Annotated in this window: 23 protein-coding genes; 15 read left to right on the top strand and 8 right to left on the bottom strand. The window is 69.9% G+C overall.

Going from position 1 to position 22,110, the window contains the following annotated elements:
• Positions 1-12: 12 nt before the first annotated feature.
• The 3 genes from ACQP2O_RS34145 to ACQP2O_RS34155 are packed head-to-tail and all read left to right on the top strand — an operon-like array spanning position 13 to position 1,473.
• Positions 13-426 carry a roadblock/LC7 domain-containing protein gene (locus tag ACQP2O_RS34145; protein ID WP_433172343.1) on the top strand — a complete coding sequence of 138 codons (414 nt, stop codon included), beginning with the start codon at positions 13-15 and terminating at the stop codon, positions 424-426.
• A complete protein-coding gene (locus ACQP2O_RS34150; RefSeq protein WP_433172345.1) occupies positions 423-893 on the top strand; it encodes a DUF742 domain-containing protein in 471 nt (156 codons plus the stop codon). Before ACQP2O_RS34145 ends, ACQP2O_RS34150 begins: the two co-directional genes overlap by 4 nt.
• Positions 874-1,473 (top strand): GTP-binding protein, encoded by a 600-nt coding sequence (locus ACQP2O_RS34155; RefSeq protein ID WP_433172347.1) that lies wholly within the window; start codon positions 874-876, stop codon positions 1,471-1,473. Before ACQP2O_RS34150 ends, ACQP2O_RS34155 begins: the two co-directional genes overlap by 20 nt.
• Positions 1,474-1,493: 20 nt before the next feature.
• Here the strand turns inward: ACQP2O_RS34155 and ACQP2O_RS34160 are convergent, their stop codons facing one another.
• The 4 genes from ACQP2O_RS34160 to ACQP2O_RS34175 form a co-directional block, all read right to left on the bottom strand.
• Positions 1,494-2,267: an anti-sigma factor family protein gene (locus ACQP2O_RS34160; protein ID WP_433172349.1), complete on the bottom strand. Its 774-nt coding sequence runs from the start codon at positions 2,265-2,267 to the stop codon at positions 1,494-1,496.
• On the bottom strand, positions 2,264-2,842 hold the full coding sequence (locus tag ACQP2O_RS34165) for a sigma-70 family RNA polymerase sigma factor (RefSeq protein WP_433172351.1): 579 nt from the start codon (positions 2,840-2,842) through the stop codon (positions 2,264-2,266). The genes ACQP2O_RS34160 and ACQP2O_RS34165 overlap by 4 nt, the downstream gene beginning before the upstream one ends.
• A gap of 35 nt (positions 2,843-2,877) precedes the next feature.
• The gene (locus ACQP2O_RS34170) at positions 2,878-3,111 is read right to left on the bottom strand and encodes a hypothetical protein (protein WP_433172353.1); all 234 of its coding nucleotides are present in this window, start codon (positions 3,109-3,111) and stop codon (positions 2,878-2,880) included.
• 111 nt (positions 3,112-3,222) lie between these two features.
• Positions 3,223-3,894 carry a FadR/GntR family transcriptional regulator gene (locus tag ACQP2O_RS34175; RefSeq protein WP_360886013.1) on the bottom strand — a complete coding sequence of 224 codons (672 nt, stop codon included), beginning with the start codon at positions 3,892-3,894 and terminating at the stop codon, positions 3,223-3,225.
• Between the two features lie 413 nt (positions 3,895-4,307).
• Here ACQP2O_RS34175 and ACQP2O_RS34180 point away from each other — a divergent pair, with 413 nt between their 5' ends.
• From ACQP2O_RS34180 to pqqE, 12 genes are all read left to right on the top strand, one after another.
• Complete coding sequence (locus ACQP2O_RS34180) at positions 4,308-5,318, top strand: chitinase (RefSeq protein WP_433172355.1); 1,011 nt, start codon at positions 4,308-4,310, stop codon at positions 5,316-5,318.
• A gap of 235 nt (positions 5,319-5,553) precedes the next feature.
• The gene (locus tag ACQP2O_RS34185; protein WP_433172357.1) at positions 5,554-7,590 is read left to right on the top strand and encodes a PQQ-dependent sugar dehydrogenase; all 2,037 of its coding nucleotides are present in this window, start codon (positions 5,554-5,556) and stop codon (positions 7,588-7,590) included.
• 97 nt (positions 7,591-7,687) lie between these two features.
• Positions 7,688-9,448: an alpha-L-fucosidase gene (locus tag ACQP2O_RS34190; RefSeq protein ID WP_433172359.1), complete on the top strand. Its 1,761-nt coding sequence runs from the start codon at positions 7,688-7,690 to the stop codon at positions 9,446-9,448.
• Positions 9,441-10,649 (top strand): glycoside hydrolase family 88/105 protein, encoded by a 1,209-nt coding sequence (locus ACQP2O_RS34195; protein ID WP_433172361.1) that lies wholly within the window; start codon positions 9,441-9,443, stop codon positions 10,647-10,649. The genes ACQP2O_RS34190 and ACQP2O_RS34195 overlap by 8 nt, the downstream gene beginning before the upstream one ends.
• Before the next feature lie 40 nt (positions 10,650-10,689).
• Positions 10,690-12,207, top strand: coding sequence for a glycoside hydrolase family 28 protein (locus ACQP2O_RS34200; protein WP_433172363.1), 1,518 nt, complete (start codon positions 10,690-10,692; stop codon positions 12,205-12,207).
• 89 nt (positions 12,208-12,296) lie between these two features.
• Entirely contained in the window at positions 12,297-13,640 is a 1,344-nt protein-coding gene (locus ACQP2O_RS34205) for a glycoside hydrolase family 27 protein (RefSeq protein WP_433172365.1), read from the top strand.
• A 117-nt stretch (positions 13,641-13,757) separates the two neighbouring features.
• Entirely contained in the window at positions 13,758-15,545 is a 1,788-nt protein-coding gene (locus ACQP2O_RS34210; RefSeq protein ID WP_433172366.1) for an alpha-L-fucosidase, read from the top strand.
• Positions 15,546-15,609: 64 nt separating this feature from the next.
• The gene (gene pqqA, locus ACQP2O_RS34215) at positions 15,610-15,732 is read left to right on the top strand and encodes a pyrroloquinoline quinone precursor peptide PqqA (protein WP_360885999.1); all 123 of its coding nucleotides are present in this window, start codon (positions 15,610-15,612) and stop codon (positions 15,730-15,732) included.
• A 5-nt stretch (positions 15,733-15,737) separates the two neighbouring features.
• The gene (pqqB, locus tag ACQP2O_RS34220; RefSeq protein ID WP_433172369.1) at positions 15,738-16,607 is read left to right on the top strand and encodes a pyrroloquinoline quinone biosynthesis protein PqqB; all 870 of its coding nucleotides are present in this window, start codon (positions 15,738-15,740) and stop codon (positions 16,605-16,607) included.
• The gene (gene pqqC / locus ACQP2O_RS34225) at positions 16,604-17,305 is read left to right on the top strand and encodes a pyrroloquinoline-quinone synthase PqqC (protein WP_433172371.1); all 702 of its coding nucleotides are present in this window, start codon (positions 16,604-16,606) and stop codon (positions 17,303-17,305) included. Before pqqB ends, pqqC begins: the two co-directional genes overlap by 4 nt.
• Positions 17,302-17,562 (top strand): pyrroloquinoline quinone biosynthesis peptide chaperone PqqD, encoded by a 261-nt coding sequence (gene pqqD, locus ACQP2O_RS34230; RefSeq protein WP_433172373.1) that lies wholly within the window; start codon positions 17,302-17,304, stop codon positions 17,560-17,562. The genes pqqC and pqqD overlap by 4 nt, the downstream gene beginning before the upstream one ends.
• Positions 17,559-18,653 carry a pyrroloquinoline quinone biosynthesis protein PqqE gene (gene pqqE / locus ACQP2O_RS34235; RefSeq protein WP_433172375.1) on the top strand — a complete coding sequence of 365 codons (1,095 nt, stop codon included), beginning with the start codon at positions 17,559-17,561 and terminating at the stop codon, positions 18,651-18,653. Before pqqD ends, pqqE begins: the two co-directional genes overlap by 4 nt.
• Positions 18,654-18,657: 4 nt before the next feature.
• Here pqqE and ACQP2O_RS34240 read toward each other — a convergent pair whose 3' ends face one another.
• The 4 genes from ACQP2O_RS34240 to ACQP2O_RS34255 form a co-directional block, all read right to left on the bottom strand.
• A complete protein-coding gene (locus ACQP2O_RS34240; protein WP_433172377.1) occupies positions 18,658-19,020 on the bottom strand; it encodes a DoxX family protein in 363 nt (120 codons plus the stop codon).
• Between the two features lie 22 nt (positions 19,021-19,042).
• The gene (sigJ, locus tag ACQP2O_RS34245; RefSeq protein WP_433172379.1) at positions 19,043-19,969 is read right to left on the bottom strand and encodes an RNA polymerase sigma factor SigJ; all 927 of its coding nucleotides are present in this window, start codon (positions 19,967-19,969) and stop codon (positions 19,043-19,045) included.
• Positions 19,970-20,068: 99 nt separating this feature from the next.
• Complete coding sequence (locus tag ACQP2O_RS34250) at positions 20,069-21,424, bottom strand: sensor histidine kinase (protein WP_433172381.1); 1,356 nt, start codon at positions 21,422-21,424, stop codon at positions 20,069-20,071.
• Positions 21,421-22,089, bottom strand: coding sequence for a response regulator transcription factor (locus tag ACQP2O_RS34255; RefSeq protein ID WP_433172383.1), 669 nt, complete (start codon positions 22,087-22,089; stop codon positions 21,421-21,423). Before ACQP2O_RS34255 ends, ACQP2O_RS34250 begins: the two co-directional genes overlap by 4 nt.
• Between the last annotated feature and the right edge of the window lie 21 nt (positions 22,090-22,110).

A 22,110-nucleotide genomic window follows, 5' to 3' on the forward strand; every position in this document is an offset into this window, starting at 1 on the left:
GAAGGACAAGCAGTGGCCCAGAAGACAGACCCTCCCGCCGAACTGGCCTGGTTGCTCGACGACCTGGTCAAGCGCGTCAAGGAGGCGAGGCACGCGATCGTCCTGTCCGCCGACGGCCTGCTCATGGCAGCCTCGTCGGACTTCGACCAGGACGACGCCGAACACCTGTCCGCGGTGGCGGCGGGCATCCAGTCCCTGGCCAAGGGCGTCGGCGAACGATTCGACGGCGGCCCTGTCCTGCAGACCATCGTCGAGATGCGGTCGGCGTACCTCCTCGTGACCGTCGCCGGGCACGGCGCCTGCCTGGCCGTGCTCAGCAACGAGGACGCCGACATCGGGCTCGTCGCCTACGAGATGGAGATGCTCGTCTCCGGCCTCGGCCATCACCTCACAGCCGCGTCGCGCACTGGGGAGCCGGTGCCGTGACCGACCCCAACGAGACCTCCGAAGAGGAGGCACCGACGCCGGACCTCATCGGCACCCCGCCCGGCGGAACGCCGGTCGTCGTCCCCGCGGACGACGAGCCGGAGGAACGCTGGCTGGACGAACAGGCCGGCCCGATGGTCCGCCCGTACGTCATGACGCGGGGCCGCACCGAGCCGATCCGTGGAACGTTCGATCTCATCACCATGGTGGCGGCCACCGGAATCCTCCCGGCGCCCGGGCTCGGCCTGGACCCCGAGCCTCAGGCCGCCCTCCGGCTCTGTGCCGAACCGGTGTCGGTGGCCGAGATCGCCGCGCACCTGAACCTTCCGACCGTCACCGTCCGCGTACTTCTCGGCGACCTCCTCGCCAAGGGCCTCATCACCGTTGAGGACCCGCAGACGGAGGCGGAGCTCGCGGATGACGACAACCTGTACCTGGCGGTGATCGATGGACTCAAGGCGCTCTGATCGACGGGGCCGGAGGCTGCCGAAGGCGATCAAGATCGTGGTCGCGGGCGGCTTCGGCGTGGGCAAGACGACCCTGGTGGGGAGTGTCTCGGAGACCAAACCGCTGCGGACCGAGGAGTTCCTCACCGACAAGAGCGTGGGCGTCGACGATGTCGCCGGCGTCGAGGCGAAGGCCACCACGACGGTCGCGATGGACTTCGGGCGCATCACCATGAAGGACGAGTTCGTCCTCTACCTCTTCGGCACCCCCGGTCAGGAGAGGTTCTGGTTCATGTGGGACGAGATCGCGATCGGGGCGCTCGGCGCGGTCGTGCTCGCCGACACCCGGCGGCTCGCCGACTGCTTCCCCGCGGTCGACTACTTCGAGCGGCGGGGCACGCCGTTCATCGTCGCGGTGAACTGCTTCGAGAACTCGCGGCAGTTCGAGCTGGACGAGGTGGAGATGGCGCTCAACCTCGGGAAGCACGTCCCGGTGATGCTCTGCGACGCTCGCGACCGGGAGTCCTGCAAGGACGTCCTGGTGGCCCTCGTCCAGCACGCGATGAAGGTGCGGAAACAGCCGCGGACCGCCACCGTGTAGGGCCGCGACTCGTCGCGGCCCTACACCGGGATGCTCAGGAGTGTGCCGCCGCCCTCCACCTCCACGTCGAACCTCGCCAGGTTCTCTCGCTGGACGGCGGTGCCTCCGTGGACCTGCAGGTGGTCGGGTGAGCCGAGGACGCCGTAGCCCTTGGGGGGTACGGCCCACTCGGTCACGACGTGCCGCTGCCCCGACCGGGTGACCGCGACGAGCCGGCAGGTCAGCGGGCCCTTGACGTTGCCGAGGTCCAGGGCGACGTGCGTGCCCCAGGCCTTCTTCTCCATCGCCACGATCCCGCTCGCGCCCGTCCGCGGGCTCGTGGCGTCGTGTGTCTCGCCCCACCCGAGAAGGTCCGCCGGCATGTTCTGGTGGCCGTGCGTCATCACCATCCCGTCGCCGTGTCCGACGACGGCGGCGCCGACGGTGACCCCGCCGGCGAGCAGGGCCACACCGGCCGCGGCGCTGAGGATCGCGGTGCCCCGGCGCCGGCGGCGCGCGGCCACCCTGCGGCGGCGGAGCAGGCTCGTGACGTCGGCGGAATGCTCCGGCGGATCCGGCCGCACCCTGCCGGGGTCGGCCTCCCAGCGCGCCGCGCCGAGGTCGGTCTCCTCCGCCTCCGGACGCAGGTCGGTCAGCAGCTCCCGCATGCCGGACAGGTCGGCGACCTCCGCCGAGCAGGCGGGACATCCGGCCAGGTGGGCTTCGAAGGCCCGCCGGTCGTCCTCCTCGAGCAGTCCGAGGGCGTACGCGCCGACGTCGGTGTGCGGGACGGTCTCTTCGCCACGCTCGGTCACGGGGTCACCCCCCTCTCCTCGAGTACGACGCGCAGCGCGCGAAGCGCGTAGTAGACACGCGATTTGACCGTGCCGACCGGGATGCCGAGAACCTCGGCCGCCTCGTTCACCGTGCGGTCGCGCAGGACGGTCTCGGTGAGCACCTCACGGTGCGCGGGACTCAGCGCCTTCAACGCCTCGGATACGACCACGCCGCGCAGCAGATCCTCCATGCCGTCCGGGGTCTGGAGATTCTCCAGAGGTCCCTCGCCCGCCTCTTGGGGCCGCGCTCCCCGGCGGCGCCTCTCGTCGATGACGATACGGCGAGCGACCGTCGCGAGCCAAGGCATCAGGCTACCGGCGTCCGCGTCGAGTTGGTCGAGGCTGCGCCACGCGCGGATCATCGTCTCCTGCACGATGTCCTCGGCCCACTGCCGGTCGCCGCCGGTCTGCCGGATGACGAAGGCGAGCAGGGGATCGTGGTACTCGCGGTACAACCCGGCGATGATCAGTTCGTCGTCGGCGTCGGTCACCGGTCGCAGCGCGCGCAACCAGGTCCGAGCCTTCGTCCTGCCGCGCGCTCCGGGAAATGCCATGGCGGGGGTTCTCCGGACGGTCGGGAGCGCGATGGTCAACGATAGACCCGGCGGCGGCCGGATCGCGGGCAGGTCGCCGCGCGCGGCGGCTCGTCCGTGAGCGCGGGGCCTCCCGTGGCGAGCGCGTGGGCACCCGTCGCCGATGCCTGGGGTTCCGTGGCGAGCTGGGCACCCGTCGCCGGTGCCCGGGCTCCCGTGACGAGCTGGGCACCCGTCGCCAGTGCCTGGGCTCCCGTGGCGCGCACATGCCGGAGCAGTCCCATCGTCATCCCTCCCGTGATCCGGTGCCGGCGGTCCCGGTGACGACAGGGTGTACGCGCCCGGCCGGGTGCGTGGTTCAACGGCCTCTCGATTTTCTTCGCCGGGTCGCCGGCGGCGGCTCACAGGGCCTTGCGCAGCCACTGCTCCACGCCGGCGACGTGCACCGTGGCCAGCGCCCGCGCGACGTCCGTCTGCCGGGTCGCCAGCGCGTCGAGGATGGCGTGGTGCTCGTCGAGGGTGCGCCGCAGCGCGCCCTCCTGGGTGAGCCCGCGCCAGACCCGCGCCCGGATGGTCGGGCCGCACATGGTGTCGACGAGGGAGTACAGCACGGAGTTGCCCGCGGCCTCGGCGATGCGGCGGTGGAACTCCAGGTCGTTCTCGACCAGGTCCTCCACGGCGGACTCGTCGGTGACCTTGGCCAGGTGGTCGCGCAGGGCGTCGATGGTCTCCAAGCTGATCTTCTGGGCGGCCAGTGCCGTGGCCGCCGGCTCGAGGATCCGGCGCACCTCGAAGAACTCCAGCACGGTCTTGTCGTGGTGCAGGTCGACGATGAAGCTGAGGCCGTCCAGCAGCGCCTTCGGCTCCAGGCTCGTGACGTACGTGCCGTCGCCCTGCCGGACGTCGAGGATCCTGACCAGGGACAGGGCCCGTACGGCCTCCCGCAGGGAGTTGCGGGACAGCCCGAGCTGGGCCGCCAGATCCGCCTCCTTGGGAAGACGGTCGCCCGGCCGCAGCTCACCCGACACGATCATTCCCTTGATCTTCTCGATCGCGTCATCCGTGATCGGCATCGTCGCCCCTCCCCTACCGGCTCCTCCCGGTGAACGCCACCGGGCCGTTGCGCGTTCCCAACGTCTCTGATCAGCTTAGAGATCTGTGGTCATGTTGTGTGTCGTGACTGGGCGATCTGCCCACCGTGGCGGGGGTGACGTGGGCGTGCGGGCGGAAGCCCGCGCCCAATACCGCTCCTTCAGGCCGGTGCCGGCCACCGCTACGCAGCGTTAGAGATCCCTGAGCAAACCCGTGAGCCTGCCATGTGGCCCACACCGGCCACACGCGCGGCGGGGGTTGACGGAATAGGTCGGGCGGTGGTGACATCGGCAGTCGTCGGTTAGGAAGGTTTCCTAACCAACACCGCACCCGGACATTGCCGGCCGGGAGCGCGTCGGGGGCCGCGTACCGCGTCGGCGAAAGGAGACCGACCGTGCCCATTGCCCCGCGCACGCTGATCGCCGCGGCCGCCGCCGTGACGGCCGCCCAGGTGGCCCTCGCCGCGCCCGGCCACGCCACTCCGACCGCCCGCGACGCGGGCGTAAAAGCCGCCGCCTCCCCCGGGGTGGCCGTCGCCCCCTACGAGTACCTCGGCTGGGGGAACCCCCAGGCGCCCGCCTCGGTGCTGTCCGCGACCGGCGTCAAGTGGCTCACCCTCGCCTTCGTCCTGTCGGACGGCGGCTGCAACCCGAAGTGGGACGGCAGCCGCTCGCTCACCGGCTCCGACAAGACGGCCATCAACTCCATCCGCTCCGCGGGCGGCGACGTCGTCGTCTCGTTCGGCGGCTGGAGCGGGAACAAGCTCGGCGAACACTGCTCAAGCGCCTCCGCCCTCGCCGGGGCGTACCAGAAGGTGATCGACGCCTACGGCCTGAAGGCCATCGACATCGACATCGAGTCGACCGAGTTCTCCAACGGGACGGTGCAGCAGCGGGTCATCGACGCGCTGAAGACCGTCAAGTCGAAGAACTCCGGGATCAAGGAGTACATCACGTTCGGCACGACGCCGAGCGGCCCGGACTCCACCGGCAAGTCGCTGATCAACCGGGGCGCCAAGGCCGGGCTCGCCGTTGACGGCTGGACCATCATGCCGTTCGACTTCGGCAGCCACAGCGGCTCGATGGGCAGCGTCACGACCGCCGCCGCGGACGGGCTGAAGAACGCCGTCAAGAGCGCGTACGGGTACAGCGACTCGGTCGCCTACTCCCACATCGGCATCTCGTCGATGAACGGCAAGACCGACGAGTCCGACGAGACCGTGAGCACCGGCGACTTCCAGACGATCCTGTCCTACGCGAAGTCCCACCACATCGCGCGGCTCACCTTCTGGGCCGTCAACCGCGACCGCAAGTGCGGCTCCGGCGAGAGCGCCGGCGACTCGTGCAGCGGCGTGTCCCAGTCGGCCTACGCCTACTCCAAGATCTTCGCCCAGTACACCGGCTGACATCCTCGCCCGGCGCGCCTCCGCATGAGGCGCGCCGGGCGACAACCAGGGCGGATACATCCGATGTATCTGCCGGAACAGCCACGCTGGACACGCCCCGGCCCGGCCGCCTGACGGCCAATCGAACACCCGGTGGACCTGCATCTACCAAAATTCAACAAGTCATTGACAGCGGAAAGGTCGCTGTTAGATTTCCAGCAGAGATCCCATCTTTCCGCAGAGCGGCGGCAGGATCATGAAGAAAACCTTTGCCTGGCTCGGCGCGAGTGCGCTCGGCGCCGGGCTGTTGATCGCTACCTCCTCGGCGCACGCGGCCGCGCCCGTGCTGCTGAGCCAGAACAAGTCCACGACGGCGTCCTCGGAAGGCGGATCGGGGTACGCCGCGAAGTACGCCGTCGACGGCGACACCTCCACGCGGTGGGCGAGCGTACGCGACTCCGACCCGCAGTGGATCTACGTCGACCTCGGCGCGACCGCGCAGATCAGCGAGGTCAAGCTGGTCTGGGACGCCTCGTGCGCCACGGCGTACCGCGTGCAGACCTCCGGCGACCACTCGACCTGGACGGACGTCTACTCGACGACCTCCGGCGACGGCGGCACGGACGACCTGACCGGTCTGAAGGCGAGCGGCCGCTACGTCCGCGTGTACGGGACGAAGCGCTGCCGGAACACCAGCAGCTACGGCTACTCCCTGCAGGAGCTGCAGGTCTACGGCTCGACGGGCGGCGACACCCAGGCGCCGACCACCCCGGGCAACGTCCACTCGACCGGAGTGACCAGCGACAGCGTCACCCTCGCCTGGGACGCCTCGACCGACGACGTCGGCGTGGCCGCCTACGACATCTACAACGACGGCAACAAGATCTCCGAGGCCGCCGGCACCGCGACGAGCAAGACCATCACCGGACTGACGCCGAAGACGCAGTACCGGCTGACGGTGTTCGCGCGGGACGCCGCGGGCAACGTGTCGCCCAGCAGCGCCTCGGTCACGGTGACCACCGCGGCGACCGACGACACACAGCCGCCGACCGCGCCGGCGAACCTGCGCTCCACCGGCGTGACGAGCGGCAGCGTCTCCCTGGCCTGGGACGCGTCCACCGACAACGTGGGCGTCACCGGCTACGACGTCTACAGCGGCGGCACGGCCATCGTCACCGGGGTCAAGACGACCTCGACGACGATCAACGGCCTGGCCGCGAACACCTCCTACACGTTCACCGTGAAGGCGAAGGACGCCGGCAACAACGTCTCCGACGCGAGCAACGCGGTGACGGTGAAGACCGGGGCCTCGTCCGGCGGCGGCGTGCCGTCGACCATCACCACCGTCTCGTCCGGCTGGACGATCCCCTGGGGGATGTCCTGGCTGCCGGACGGCTCGGCGCTGATCACCGAACGCGACTCCTTCAAGGTCTTCAAGCTCACCCAGAGCGGCACGAAGACCCAGGTCGGCACCGTGCCGAACGCCATGACGACCGACGGCGAGGGCGGCCTGCTGGGCATCGCGGTCTCGCCGAACTGGAGCAGCGACCACTACGTCTACATCATGCACACGGCGTCGGAGGGCAACCGGATCGTCCGGATGACCTACGACGGCAGCTCGCTGAGCGGCTACACGATCCTCGTCCAGGGCATCAAGAAGAACCGCTACCACAACGGCGGGCGGCTGAAGTTCGGCCCGGACGGCTACCTGTACGCCACCACCGGCGAGGCGCAGACACCCGACCTCGCGCAGGACAAGACCTCCCTCAACGGCAAGATCCTGCGGATGACCACGGACGGCAAGCCGGCCCCCGGCAACCCGTTCGGCACGCTCGTCTACAGCTACGGGCACCGCAACCCGCAGGGCATCACCTGGGACCCGCAGGGCCGTCTGTGGGAGGCGGAGTTCGGCAACAGCAAGTACGACGAGGTCAACCTCATCGAGCCGGGCAAGAACTACGGCTGGCCGACCTGTGAGGGCAAGTGCAGCACCTCCGGGATGACCGACCCGAAGGTGCAGTGGCCGGTGGCCAACGCCTCCCCCAGCGACATCACGTACGCCGACGGCGCTCTGTACGTCGCGGCGCTGCGCGGCCAGCGGCTGTGGCGCATCCCGGTCGACGGCACGACCACCGGCACGCCGGCGGCCTACTACGTGAACACGTACGGCCGGCTGCGGACCGTGGAGACCATCCCCGGCAAGAACGCGCTGTGGCTGTCCACGACCAACTGCGACAACAACGGGAACCAGGCCGACGGCTCGGACAAGGTGTTCCGGATCGACCTGAAGTAGCCCTCCCCCCGAATACGTGACCGCGTCCCCGGTGCGCCAGGGGCCCGGGGGCGCGGTCACCCTCACACCCCTCCCACGCCCAGGAAGAACCCCGCCCATGCGACGACGATCACTGCGCCTGCCGGCCGCCGGTCTGGCGGCGCTCGCCCTCACCCTCACCACCGCCGCCGGCCCCGCCCGGGCCGAGCTGACCAACCCGCGCCAGGACTGGCTTCGCAACTCCACCGCGGGGCTGTTCCTGCACTGGGGGCTGCGCACGAGCCCCGCCCACACGAGCTGCAGCGCCTGGGAGTCCGACGTGACCAACGGCGGCTGGAGCGCGGACTACTGGGTGAGCGAGGCCCAGAAGCTGCACGCGAAGTACCTCGTGCTCGCGTCGTTCCACAGCCGGCTCGGGTACGCGCGGGCCTGGCCGTCCAAGATCCCCGGCAGCTGCACCACCAAGCGCGACTTCCTGGGCGAGCTGATCAGCGCCGCGAAGGCCAAGGGCCTGAAGGTCATCCTCTACATGACCAACGACCCGCAGTGGCACGACGAGGGCGGCCACGAGTGGCTCGACTCCTCCGCGTACTCCAAGTACAAGGGCAAGACCGTCGACCTCACGACCAACGACGGCTTCGGGCAGTTCTCCTACGACAACTTCGTCGAGGTCATGCAGAACTACCCGGACCTGGCCGGGTTCTGGATCGACAACGACAGCCAGTACTGGATCGACCACGGCCTCTACGAGAAGATCCGCCAGGACCGGCCGGACATGCTGCTGTCCAACAACAACGAAGACACGCCGATCATGGACACGGTCAGCAACGAGCAGAAGACCGGCATGACCCCGGCGTACGACTACCCGGCCGCGACCTGGTCGCCCGCGCCCCGCCTCACCGAGGCCTGCTACAAGCTCCCCTCAACCGGCGCCTGGTGGTACGACGGCAGCAACTCCTCGGTCGACAAGGCGCTGAACGTCGGGCGGCTCATCACCAACGCCGGCTCCTCCATCAAGTCGCTGATGGCCGAGACGGCGCAGGTCAACGGCAAGTTCCCGTCGAACCAGACCTCCTACAACGACTTCCTCAACACCTACCTCGGCCCGATCTGGAGCTCGATCAACGGGACCGAGGGCGGCGGCTACATGTACGGCGGCCTGCAGCCCGGCTCGTGGAACGACGGGGCGTACGGCGTCACCACCATCAGCAAGACCGATCCGAACCTGCACTACATCCACGTGCTGACCAAGCCGTCGACGAGCACGCTGAAGGTCCGCGACAACGGCTACAAGGTCACCGGGGTCACGAACCTGCGCACCGGCGCGGCCATGAGCTTCAGCCAGTCCGGCGGCTCCCTGACCATCACCGGCATCAGCGGCTGGGACACCTACGACACCGTCTTCAAGGTCCAGACCTCCGGCCGGACCGGCATCTACTCCGGCGTGACCGCGACCGCGAGCGCGTCCAAGAGCGGCTACCCGGCGGGCGACCTCGTCGACGGCAGCTACCTGAAGTGGTGGGACAACAACGGCACCCTGCCGGTGACCATCACGCTCGACCTGGGCTCCGCCAAGAAGGTCGCCTACCTCGGCGTCAACCAGCGCGAATGGTCGGTGAGCTACAAGCGGTCGGACACCGAGGACTCCGCGCGGATCAAGGCGTACAAGGTCCAGTCCAGCACCGACGGCAAGACCTGGACGTCGGTGAAGTCCGGGACGATGCCCAGCGCCCGCGGCGTGCGGTTCATCGACCTCGGCATCTCCTCCGCGCGGTACGTCCGCCTCGAGGTCGACAGCACGTGGGCCGCGTCCTCGGCGACCAAGTTCTACAAGAAGCTGCTCATCGACGAGATGTGGCTGGGGTCCGACTATGCGTAGGCCGGGAAAGCGCATTCTGAGATCGAGGCGGCCCGGCGTCGCGCTCACGGCGGTGGTCTGCGCGGCGCTGACCGCGCTCACCGTGCCGGCGTCGGCCGCCCGCCCCGGGCGCGCCGCCAAGGCGGCCGCCGACTGGTCGGTGGCGGTGGTCGACTCGACGATCGCGCGGGACACCCCGAGCAAGATCGGCGGCTGGTCGTACCCGGTCGGGCTGTACCTGTACGGCCAGTACCTCGTCTACCAGCGCACCCACAACGCGAAGTACCTGTCGTACATCAAGAGCTGGGCGGACCGCTTCGTCGACGCGAAGGGGAACATCGGCCAGAGCTTCGACAACCTCGACAGCATGCAGGCGGGCCGGATCCTCGTCCTGCTGCACCACGAGACCGGCGAGGCGCGCTACCAGACCGCCGCCGCCAAGATCCGGAACCGGCTCAAGACCTACCCGCGGAACTCCGACGGCGCGTTCTGGCACGGGACGTCCAGCAGCCGGGCGCACCAGCTGTGGGCCGACGGGGCGTACATGGTCAACCCGTTCCTCGTCGAGTACGGCAAGGAGTTCGGCGACACCGCCTACACCGACGACGAGGCGACCAAGCAGCTCGTGGCGTACGGCACGCACCTGCAGGTGTCGAACGGCCTGCTGCGGCACGCCTACGACGAGTCCAAGAAGGCGAGCTGGGCGGACTCCAAGACCGGCCTGGCGCCGGAGCACTGGTGCCGGGCGATCGGCTGGTACGCCATGGCCACGGTCAATGTGCTGGACGCCGTCCCGGCGACCAACGCGCGGAGGCCGCAGCTGCTGACCATCCTGCGCGACCTCGCCGCCGGTATCGAGCGCTACCAGGACCCGGCCACGGGGCGCTGGTTCCAGGTCGTCGACAAGGGCTCGCAGTCCGGCAACTGGACCGAGACGTCCTGCTCGAGCATGTTCGCGTTCGCGCTGTCGCGGGCGGCGGAGCAGGGCTACGTCGACGCGCACTACAAGACGGTCGCCGACCGCGCCTACCAGGGCGTGCTGAAGAAGATCTCGCTGGGGAGCGACGGCCGGACGAACCTGACCGACATCTCGGTCGGCACGAACGTCGGCTCGTACTCCTACTACGTCGGCCGGACCCGCGCGACCAACGACTTCCACGGCCTGGGCGCCTTCCTGATCATGAACGAGCAGTTCATCCGGACCGAAGGCGCGACCCGCTGACCCCTGGTGCCCCTTATCCCGCCTCCTCTCGGAAAGAACCATGAAGATCCCACTGAAACACCTGGTCCAGGCACTCGCGGCCCTCATCGGGCTGGTCGCCGTCCTCGGGCTCGTGCAGCCGCCCGTGCTGGCCGCGGCCCACGCCGCCGCCGGCACGTTCAGCGTCAAGGACTACGGCGCGAAGGGCGACGGCAGCGCCAACGACAGCTCGGCGATCGACAAGGCCATCACCGCGGCCAACAGCGCGGGCGGCGGCACCGTGCGCTTCCCGTCGGGGACGTACAAGTCCTCGAACACCATCCACATGAAGAGCAACGTCACGCTGCAGCTGGACTCCGGTTCGACCATCAAGGGCGCGAGCGGGACCGGCTACGACAAGGCCGAGTCGAACTCCAACGACAAGTACCAGGACTACGGGCACAGCCACTTCCACGACGCGATGATCTACGGTGACAAGCTCACCAACATCGGGTTCACCGGCTCCGGGACCATCGACGGCGGCGGCAACCTGATCACCGGCAACCCGAAGAGCGGCCAGGCCGACAAGATCATCTCGCTGACCCGCTGCACGAACCTCACGCTCAGCGGCATCACGCTGCGCCGCGGCGGCCACTTCGCGGCGCTCATCAACGGCTGCGACCACGTCACGTCCGACCACCTGACCATCGACACGTCGAGCGACCGCGACGGCTGGAACGTCATCAGCACGACCAACGTCGCGATCAGCAACGCGAACATCTCCGCCAACGACGACGCCCTGCCGTTCAAGAGCGACTACGCGCTCGGCTCCAAGCTGCCGAGCGGCCACGTCACCGTCACCGACTCGAAGCTGTCGGCCAAGTGCTGCAACGCGCTGATGTTCGGCTCGGAGACCTGCGGCGACTTCACCGACTACAACTTCTCCCACATCACCATCACCGGCGCGGAGAAGTCCGGGCTGGGCATGGTGTCGATGGACGGCGCGAACATCTCCGACGTCCACTACAGCGACATCACGATGTCCGGCGTGCACTCGCCGATCATGCTGAAGGTCGGCACCCGGAAGCGCTGCGGCAACAGCCCCGGCGTCGGTCACATCTCGGGCATCACGTTCGACAACATCACCGGCACCGGCGTCAGCCCGTCCTTCAGCCCCACCATCTGGGGCCAGTCCGGCGGCAACCAGATCAGCGACGTGACGTTCACGGGCGTCAACCTGACCGTGCCCGGCGGGAACGGCACGATGGGCACCGGAGTCCCCAGCGACAGCGGTGACTACAACCCGAAGAGCATCGGCACCCGCCCCGCGTACGGCTGGTACATCCACAACGCGAACAACATCAAGTTCGTGAACAGCTCCGTCAAGTTCGCCAAGGACGACGGCCGGCCCGCGGTCATCGCCAACGCCGGCAGCGCGATCAGCTTCGACCACTTCACCGCGCAACGCGGCGGCGACAGCCCCTCCGACCTGCTCTTCCAGGGCATCACCGGCTACTGCGCGACGAACAGCGTCAACACCTCCGGCGGGTCGCTGCGCGTCGCCACCAGCGGCGGCTCGACCCAGTCGTGCGGGAGCTGACGATGCGGGCCCGTCGTGAGCGGCGCGCGTCGTCTGGACTGAGGAGCGCCGGGAGCGCAGCGACCAGAGCGACGAGAAAAGACGGGGCGTTGGGCGCCGCGAACCGCGCTCGCGGAGCGAGCGCCATTGGGTGCGCCCTCGCCGTGGCGGCGGCCACGCTGGCCGTACCGGGCGCGGCGCACGCGTCGGACAACGGCCTGTCGGTCCGGCCGGCGATGGGCTGGAGCAGCTGGAGCTTCGTCCGCCGCTGGCCGACCGAGGCGAAGATCAAGGCCCAGGCCGACGCTCTCGCGAGCAGCGGCCTGAAGGACCACGGCTTCGTCTACGTCAACCTCGACGACTTCTGGCAGAAGTGCGACTCGAACGGCTTCACCGTCGACTCGTACGGCCGCTGGGCCGTCGACACGTCCAAGTTCCCGTCCGGCATCAAGGCGCTCGCCGACTACGTGCACGGCAAGGGGCTGAAGTTCGGCTTCTACGTCACGCCCGGCATCGCCAAGAACGCCGTCACCAAGAACACCCCGATCGAGGGCACGTCGTACCACGCGAAGGACATCGCGGACACGTCCAAGACGGAGAAGAACTACAACTGCAAGAACATGTACTACATCGACTACTCCAAGGCGGGCGCCCAGGAGTTCGTGAACTCCTGGGCGAATCAGTTCGCCTCGTGGGGCGTCGACTACCTCAAGATCGACGGAGTGGGCAGCGCCGACGTCGCCGACGTCCAGGCGTGGGACAAGGCGCTGCGCGCCACCGGCCGGCCGATCAACTTCGCGCTGTCCAACAACCTGCCCATCGCGAACGCGACGACGTGGAAGAAGCTGGCCAACAGCTGGCGCACCCAGGGCGACGTCGAGTGTTACTGCGGCTCGGGGTCCAACGGCAGCGGCTACCCGCTGACGGACTGGTCGCACGTGTCCAGCCGGTTCGGGACGGCCGCGTCCTGGCAGCAGTACGCCGGGCCGGGCGGCTGGAACGACCTGGACTCCCTGGAGATCGGCAACGGTGACCAGGCCGGCCTGACCGCCGACCAGCGCCGGTCGATGTTCACGCTGTGGGCGATGGCGGGCTCACCGCTGCTCCTCGGCACCGACCTGACGAGCCTGGACGGCACCGACAAGGCGATGCTGACCAACGACCGGCTGATCGGCGTCGACCAGGACGGCGTCGCCGCGAGCCGGATCGTGAACAGCGGCGTCAAGCAGGTCTGGCGCAAGAAGGAGTCGACCGGCGACTACGTCGTGGCGCTGTTCAACACCGGGACCTCCGGCAACTCCACGGTCAGCGTCACCTGGTCGCAGGTCGGCTTCTCCGGCAGCGCGTCCGTCACCGACCTGTGGTCCGGCAAGACCACCGGAACGGTGGCGGACTCCTACAGCGCGACCCTCCGTCCCGGAGAGACGCGCCTGATCCGCGCCCATCCTCTCTAACCGTCCACCTGCCCGTGGTGGACCGGCCGTCCCAGCCCCTCGCGACGGCCGGTCCACCGCACCTTGGTCCGGAAACCGAGTCCCCATGAAACTGCTCATCCCTGGGAGCGACACACGATGCGTTCGAAAGCGGCGGCGCTGCTCGCCGTCATGGCCCTGGTCCTCACCATGGGCGTGACGACCTCGGCGCGGGCCGAGCTCTTCAACCCCCGCCAGATCTGGCTGCGCAACTCCACCGCCGGGCTGTTCCTGCACTGGGGCATGCGCACCAGCCCCGGCTACACCGACTGCGCCGCGTGGGAGAAGGCGGTCACCGACGGCGGCTGGGATCCGGCCTACTGGGTACGCGAGGCGCGGAAGCTGCACGCGTCGTACCTGGTGCTGGCCAGCTTCCACAGCCGGCTCGGCTACTCCCGGCCCTGGCCGTCGAAGATCCCGGGCAGCTGCAGCACCAAGCGCGACTTCCTCGGCGAACTCATCACGGCGGCCCGCGCGAAGGGCCTGCGGGTCATCCTCTACATGACCGACGATCCGAAGTGGCACGACGAAAGTGGTCACGAATGGCTTGACTCCGCCGCCTATTCCGCCTACAAGGGCAAGAGTGTTGATCTTACGACGCGGCCCGGCTTCGGCGAGTTCAGCTGGGACAACTTCGTGGAGGTCATGCACAACTACCCGGGCCTGTCCGGATTCTGGATCGACAATGACAACGAGTACTGGGAGCAGAACGGTCTGTACGAGCTGATCCGCAAGGAACGCCCGGACATGCTGCTGTCCAACAACAACGAGGACACGCCGATCATGGACACGGTCAGCAACGAGCAGAAGACCGGCATGACCCCGGCGTACGACTATCCCGCCGCCACCTGGACGCCGATGCCGCGCCTGACCGAGGCCGATTTCAAGCTGCCCACGAAGGGCGCCTGGTGGTACGACGGCAGCGACTCCGACATCGACTACCCGCTCAGCGTCGGGCGGTACATCACCAACGCCGGTGCCTCGATCAAGAACCTGATCGCCGAGACCGCGATGGTGAACGGGCGCTTCCCGGACAAGCAAGAGGCCTTCAACAACTTCCTCGACAAATACCTTGACCCGATCTGGGAGTCGATCCACGGCACCGAGGGCGGCGGGTACATGTACGGCGGGCTGCAGCCCGGCGCCTGGAACGACGGCGCGTACGGCACCGTCACGGTCGCCAAGGCCAACCCGCACCGGAACTACCTGCACGTCCTGACCCGGCCGTCCGGTGACACGCTCACCGTCCGCGACAACGGCTACCGCGTCGCCCGCGTGACCGACGTACGGACCGGGCACCGGTTCGCCTTCACCCAGGCGAACGGGCGGGTGACCATCTCCGGCATCACGAACTGGGACCAGTACGACACGGTGTTCCGCGTCGACCTCGCCGGCCGCGAGGGCCTGTACCGGCACGTCACCGCCACCGCGACCGCGTCGGCCGACGGCCACCCGGCCGCGAACCTCACCGACGGCAGCTACCTGAACTACTGGGACGGCAACGCCACCGTGCCGGTCTCGATCACCCTCGACCTGCGGCGGCGCGGCCCGGTCCGCTTCCTGGCGATCAACCAGCGGGAGAACTCCCCGACCCACAACCGGGAGACGTTCGGCCGCAAGGAGGACTCCGCCCGCATCAAGGATTACCGGGTCTACGTCAGCGATGACGGCGCGACCTGGGGCGACCCGGTCAAGACCGGGGTGCTGGAGAGCGCGAAGGCGGTGCGCTTCATCGATCTGCCGACGACCACAAAGGCTCGGTACATCAAGGTGGAGGTCGACAGCACCTGGGCCGCCGAGAGCGTGCCGGCCTTCTTCAAGAAGCTCGCCATCGACGAGATCCACGTGGGCTGGGGATCCCCCACCGGCCGCGGAGGCGCTCGATGAGAGACGTCCGGCGGGCGCCGTCCGCCGGAGGCACGGATGTGCCGCGATCGAAGGGATGGTGACGATGGCAGACATCCACGGTAAGGGCAAGCACCGGGGAAGCGAGCAGACGACCTGGAGGAAGCCCGACTACGAGATCGTCGAGACGTCGATGGAGGCGTCCGCGTACTTCCTGTCCACGCGGTAAGACCCTTGCTCCTGCAGATCCTGGGCACGGCCGCCGGCGGCGGCGTGCCTCAGTGGAACTGCGCGTGCCCGGGGTGTGCCGGTGCCCGCTCCCACCCGGAGCGCCGGCGCCGGCACGCCTCGGCGGCGATCCGAGTCGGCGACCGATGGTTCGTCATCAACGCCACCCCGGACATCGCCGACCAGGTCGAGTTCTGCGGCACGCCGGCACCCGGCTCGCGGGACACCCCCCTCGCCGGCGTGATCCTCACCGACGCGGAACTCGACCACACCCTGGGACTGGCCCGGCTCCGCGAGGCCGCGTCGGTCGACGTCATCGCGACACCGGCGGTGACCGGCGCCCTGTGCGACCGGCTCCGCCTGAACGACGTCATGGCCCCCTACACCCGCCTCACCTGGCACGACCTCCCAGAGGACCGGCCCGTACGGCTCGGCGGCACCGTGTCGGTGCAGGCCGTGCGCGTCTCGGGCAAACGGCCCCGCTACGCCGCCGACGCCGACGCGGACGGGGCGTGGTCGGTGGCCCTCGTGCTCGCCGACGGCGACCGGACCGCCGTCTACGCCCCCTGCCTGGCCGACTGGACGCCGGAGCTCGACAAGGTGCTGTCGGCCGCCGACTGCCTCATCGTCGACGGCACGTTCTGGGACGACGACGAGCCCCGCCGGATGGGGGTCTCCGAGAGGACCGCCACCCAGATGGGGCACCTGCCGATCACATGGACCGCCGGCCCGCTGTCGCGGCTGCTGGCCCACCGGAAGCTGTACACCCACCTCAACAACACCAATCCCCTCGTCGACCCGACCGCCCCGGCGCACGCGTCGCTGGCGGCCCTGGGCATCGAGGTCGCGCCCGACAGGACGGTGATCGAGCTGTGAGCATCGCCGACACGGAGTTGCCCCCCTGGACGACGACGGAGCTGGAGGAACGTCTGCGCGACGTCGTCGCGCGCCGCTACCACCACCGCCATCCGTTCAACCTGCGGATGCACGAGGGCACGCTCACGCCCGACGAGCTGCGGCGCTGGATCCTCAACCGCTTCCACTACCAGCAGCACATCCCGGTCAAGGACGCGCTCATCCTGGCCAAGCTGGGGACGGCCGAGCTGCGGCGCATGTGGATCCACCGCATCCACGACCACGACGGCACCGCGCCCGGCGAGGGCGGCATCGAGCGGTGGCTGCGCCTCGGCGAGGCGGCCGGCCTGGAACGGGACCGGCTGCTGTCGGGCGAAGAGGTGCTGCCGGGCGTACGCCTCGCCGTCGACGGCTACGTCAACTTCTGCCGCCTGCGCCCCCCGCTGGAGGCCGTCGCGTCGTCGCTGACCGAGCTGTTCGCCCCGGACCTCATGCGGGTCCGCATCGAGGCGTTCGAACGCCACTATCCCTGGGTCGACGCGGACGGGCTGCGGTACTTCCGCGGCCGGATCTCCCAGGGCCGCAACGACAGCCAGGAGGCCATCGCGCTCGTCCTCGACCGGGCCCGGAACCGCGCCGACCAGGAGCGCGCGGTCGCCGCCCTGTCCTTCAAGTGCGACGTGCTGTGGAGCCTTCTCGACGCCGTGGAGCGCGGTTGAACGCCGAGTGGCGGCCCACGCTGGCCGCGTCGATCAGGCTGCGCCACGACCGGGTGCGCGACAAGGAGCTGCTGGTGATGCCCGAGCGGGTCGTGGTGCTGAACCCGGAGGCGGGCCGCATCCTGCGGCTGTGCGACGGCAGCCGTACGACGACGCAGATCGTCGAGGAGCTGACGGCGGACTTCCCCGGCGCGCCCCTCGCCGACGACGTCGGCGAGTTCCTGGGCCGGGTGCGCGACGAGGGGTGGGTGAGATGAGCATCGAGGAGACCGCCACTGCCGGGGCGGTCGATCCACCCTGGGCGCTGCTGGCCGAGGTCACCCACGCGTGCCCGCTGCACTGCCCGTACTGCTCCAACCCGGTCGAGCTGGTCCGGCGCTCCACCGAGCTGGACACGGCCACCTGGGTCCGCCTCATGGAGGAGGCGGGCGACCTCGGCATCGTGCACGCCCACATCTCCGGCGGCGAACCGCTCCTGCGGCCCGACCTGACCGAGATCGTGGCCGCCGCCGAGCGCGCCGGGATCTACACCCAGCTCGTCACCAGCGGCGTCGGCCTCGACGCGGCCCGGCTCGGCGAGCTCACCGACGCCGGACTGCACAGTGTCCAGCTCTCCGTCCAGGACGGGACCGCGGCCGGCTCCGACCACATCGCGGGCCGACGGTCGTTCGCCGACAAGGAACGCGCCGCCGAGGTCGTACGGGCCGCGGGCCTGCCACTCGGTCTCAACGTCGTCCTGCACCGGCACAACCTCGCCAACCTCGACGCCATCATCCGGCTGGGCGTCGAGTGGGGCGCCGAACGCATCGAGCTGGCCAACACCCAGTTCTACGGGTGGGCGCTGCGCAACCGGACGGCGCTCCTGCCGGGCCGGGAGCTGCTCGCCACCGCCGAGGAGACCGTACGGCGCTGGCGCGAGCGGTCCTCGATCGAGCTGATCTGGGTGGTGCCGGACTACTACGAGGGCATCGCCAAGCCGTGCATGGGCGGCTGGGGCAACCGCTCCATCACCGTCGCCCCGGACGGACGAGTGCTCCCCTGCCCGGTCGCGTACGCGCTGCCGGACCTGTCGCCGCCGAACGCCCGCGACCACTCCCTCGCCTGGATCTGGGAGCACTCCCCCGCCTTCAACGCCTACCGGGGCACGTCTTGGATGCGCGAGCCGTGCCGCACCTGCCCACAGCGTGAGGTCGACTTCGGTGGCTGCCGCTGCCAGGCGTTCGCGCTGACCGGAGACGCGGCCCGCACGGACCCGGCCTGCCACCTGTCCCCCGACCACCACCTGATCCGGGAGCTCACCGAGGCGCCCGCGACCGCCGAGTTCGTCTACCGCCGCCCCGGCGCGTGACGGATCACCCGGTGGCCGCCAGGTCGAGGGCCAGGGCGGCGACCGCCAGCGCCAGGAAGCCGTTGGCCAGGCCGAACTGGAGCGAATAGTCGCTCGCGCGAATGTGGGTGTAGAGGGCGCAGACGAAGAACAGGACCAGGCCGATGGCGGCGGCCGCTCCGATCAGCGGCACACCGGCGAGGCCGAGCAGCAGCCCCACGGCACCCGCGATCTTCGACGTGCCGATCGGGAATGTCAGCCAGGACTCCGGCACACCGGCCCTGGCCATGGGCGGCAGGATCGGCTTGAAGTGAGCGACGGCGGCGACACCCGAGAAACCGTTCGCGGCGATCGCGATGACGGCGACGACGACATAGGCGGTGAACACTGAATACTCCTAAGGCCGCTGTTCAGCCGAGGTGGGAGAGCTTGTCGGGGTTGGTCACGGTGTAGATGCCGCACACCTGACCGCCGTGGTTCAGGTCGAGGACGACGACCGCGAAGAACGTGTCGCCGGACAGCAGCAGGGCCGACGGTTCGCCGTTGACGTGCTCGTAGCGGACGGCGAGATCGGGGATGGGCCGCCGGACGGCGTCGCCGATGAGCAGGCGGGCGATCTTGTCGCGGCCCTGGACCGGCCGGGGGCCCGCCGCGCGTGCCTTGCCCCCGCCGTCGGCCCACAGGGTCACGTCGGGCGCCAGGACCCGGATGAGGGCCTCGATGTCGCCGCCGACCATGGCCGCGACGAACCGTTCGGTCACCTGACGCCGGACGCGCGGGTCGGCCTCGTACCGGGGACGGCGCGCGTGCACGTGCTCGCGGGCCCGGTGCGCCACCTGCCGGACCGCCGAGGCGCTGCGGCCCAGAACGCCGGCGATCTCAGGGTGCGAGTAGCCGAACACCTCGTGCAGGACGAACACCGCGCGTTCCAGCGGAGAGAGCGTCTCCAGCACCACGAGCAGCGCCATCGACACCGACTCCCCGCGCACGACGCCGTCGGCGACGTCGTCCGGGCTCGGCGGGGTGGCGAGTGGCTCGGGCAGCCACGGCCCGACGTACTCCTCCCGGCGGCGGCTGATGCTCTCCCGCCGGGTCAGGGCCCGGTTGACCGCGACGCGTACGAGGTAGGCGCGAGGGTTCCCGATCGGTTCTCCGCCGGACGCGCGGCAGCGGGCGTCCCAGGCGAGCCAGGCCTCCTGGAGCACGTCCTCGGTGTCGGCGACGCTGCCCAGCATCGTGTAGACGATGGAGAACAGCAGCTCCCGGTGGTCGACGAAGACGCGCGTGGCCGTCTCCGCCGGTGAGTCCGGCACCGGGTCGGGCGGGCGGTGGGACATGGTGGGTTCCTCCTGCCATGAGCACTCAGATCACCACCTGAGAGCGCCCCGGCCCCTCGAAGTGTGACATCCCCGCGTGCCCCCTCCTGGCCGCAGCGGTCACCTCGTCGCCGGAAGGTCCAGGGTGACGGTGAGCCCTCCGCCGGAGGTCTCGGACAGCGTCACGTCTCCGCCGTCGGCGGTGATCAGCCGGTGCACGATGGGCAGCCCCAGGCCGGTGCCGCCCGCGCGGTCGGTGCGGAACCTGCGGAACGCCTCTTTCATCGCCTCGGGCGACATGCCGGGACCGTCGTCGGCGACGGTGACGCGGACCCGATGACCGGTGCGGCCTGTTCCGATCCGTACGTGACCGCCACTGGGCGTCGCGGTGAGCGCGTTGTCGACCAGGTTGTCGATCGCCTGTTCCAGGTGGCCGGGGCCCAGCATCGCGGTCAGGGACTCGCCGGGCTTCAGCGACAGCTCGACGCCTCGTTCGGCCGCGACCGGTTTCCAAGCGTCCACGCGTTCCCGCAGCAGGCCGACGACCGGGATCGCCTGCGGGGGCGCCGTGGTGTTCTCCGCCCGGGCCACGGCGAGGAGCCCGTCGACCATGCGGGCCAGGCGGCCCAACTCCTCCAGCGCGGCCGCGAACTCGGCCGCATCCGCCTCGCGCCCGCCGGACTCGGCCTCCTCGGCGAACAGTTCGATGCGCAACCGCAGCGCCGCCAGCGGCGTACGGAGCTGGTGGGAGACGTCGGCAAGGACGGCGCGGCTGTCGTAGATCAGGTTCTCCAGGCGGGCGGCCATCACGTTGAACCGCTCGGCGAGGCCGCGCACCTCCTGCGGGCGACGCGGCGGATCGGCGCGCACCGCCAATTCGCCGGCGCCGAGGGCCTCGGCGGCCGCGCCCAGCCGACGCAGTGGGCGGCCGACCCACCTGGCCAGGTAGATGGCGAGGACGACGGCGGTGACCACCGCCGCGAACGCGATGACGCCGAGTCGCATCCACAACAGGTCGACCCGGTCCCGCAGCGGGGTGAGCGGCCGGGCCAGCAGCACGGCGCCCCGCACCCGCTCGTCCTGCACCCCGACCGGCACGATCACCAGGAGGCGGTCGCCGAGATCGGAGACGCTGGTCTGCCGGCGTAGGCCGATGGCGGCGCGGGCGGGCGTGTACAGGCCGGTGTCGGCTCCGGCGATGACCCGGCTCTTCCGGTCGACCACGGTGACGACGGCGTGGTCGCCGCCCTCGACCTCGCGGCGCACCGCCGCCAGCCTGCGAGGCAGGCTGGTCGCGCTGTCGCGATCCTCGAGACCCTCCTCGGCCGTGCTCGCGAGCGCGCGGGCGAGCTCGAGCGTGCTGGTCTGGTAGTCGCGTCGATGCTGGTCGGCCATTGCGAACCCCAGCGGCAGCAGCGCGCCGATGATCAGGCCGCCGGTCAGGACGAGGAACGCCGCGAGGATCCGGCTGGTCACCCGAGGTCCCCGAGCCGGAAGCCCCGGGCGTAGACGGTCTGGATGGCCGACGGGTCGCCCAGCTTCCGGCGCAGCGCCGCGATGTGGACGTCCAGGACGCGGGTGGGGCCGTACCAGTGGGTGTTCCACACCCGCTCGAGGATCTCCTGGCGGCTCACCACCCTTCCCGGGTCGGTGGCGAGACACTCGAGGATGTCGAACTCGGTGGGAGTGAGGGAGACCTCGGTGTCCCCGGACGTCACCCGCCGGGCCCGGGTGTCGATGACCAGCGAGCCGTGCCGTAGCAGATACGTCTCGGTCAGCCTGCTGCGGCGCAGCACCGCCCGGATCCGCGCCATCAGCTCCGCGAACCCGAACGGCTTGACGATGTAGTCGTCGGCGCCCGCGTCCAGCGCGGCGACGCGGTCGGGCTCCTCCCCGCGCGCGGTGATCACCAGGATGGCGCTGTCGGACCGCTGCCGGAGCGTGCCGCACAGCTCGGTGCCGTCGGCGTCCGGCAGGCCCAGGTCGAGGAGGATCACGTCGTAGGGCTCGGCGGCCAAGGCGTCCGCGGCCGTGCTCACGGCGCACGCGTCGTATCCGGCGCGGGTCAGGCCGCGCTGGAGGGAGGAGGAGATCCCCGGGTCGTCCTCGACTATCAGGATCCGCACCGGCACGTCGGTCACGCTCTCACGGTACGGCCGGGG

Source organism: Actinoallomurus sp. CA-150999, from assembly GCF_050942425.1.
Classification (GTDB): domain Bacteria; phylum Actinomycetota; class Actinomycetes; order Streptosporangiales; family Streptosporangiaceae; genus Actinoallomurus.

Bases quoted from the DNA above. Each gene is read 5' to 3' on its own strand.
- ACQP2O_RS34155 (WP_433172347.1), top strand. From the start codon at position 874: ATGGACTCAAGGCGCTCTGATCGACGGGGCCGGAGGCTGCCGAAGGCG.
- ACQP2O_RS34165 (WP_433172351.1), bottom strand. From the start codon at position 2,842: ATGGCATTTCCCGGAGCGCGCGGCAGGACGAAGGCTCGGACCTGGTTG.
- ACQP2O_RS34170 (WP_433172353.1), bottom strand. From the start codon at position 3,111: ATGACGATGGGACTGCTCCGGCATGTGCGCGCCACGGGAGCCCAGGCA.
- ACQP2O_RS34175 (WP_360886013.1), bottom strand. From the start codon at position 3,894: ATGCCGATCACGGATGACGCGATCGAGAAGATCAAGGGAATGATCGTG.
- ACQP2O_RS34185 (WP_433172357.1), top strand. From the start codon at position 5,554: ATGAAGAAAACCTTTGCCTGGCTCGGCGCGAGTGCGCTCGGCGCCGGG.
- ACQP2O_RS34190 (WP_433172359.1), top strand. From the start codon at position 7,688: ATGCGACGACGATCACTGCGCCTGCCGGCCGCCGGTCTGGCGGCGCTC.
- ACQP2O_RS34195 (WP_433172361.1), top strand. From the start codon at position 9,441: ATGCGTAGGCCGGGAAAGCGCATTCTGAGATCGAGGCGGCCCGGCGTC.
- ACQP2O_RS34200 (WP_433172363.1), top strand. From the start codon at position 10,690: ATGAAGATCCCACTGAAACACCTGGTCCAGGCACTCGCGGCCCTCATC.
- ACQP2O_RS34210 (WP_433172366.1), top strand. From the start codon at position 13,758: ATGCGTTCGAAAGCGGCGGCGCTGCTCGCCGTCATGGCCCTGGTCCTC.
- pqqA (WP_360885999.1), top strand. From the start codon at position 15,610: ATGGCAGACATCCACGGTAAGGGCAAGCACCGGGGAAGCGAGCAGACG.
- pqqE (WP_433172375.1), top strand. From the start codon at position 17,559: ATGAGCATCGAGGAGACCGCCACTGCCGGGGCGGTCGATCCACCCTGG.
- sigJ (WP_433172379.1), bottom strand. From the start codon at position 19,969: ATGTCCCACCGCCCGCCCGACCCGGTGCCGGACTCACCGGCGGAGACG.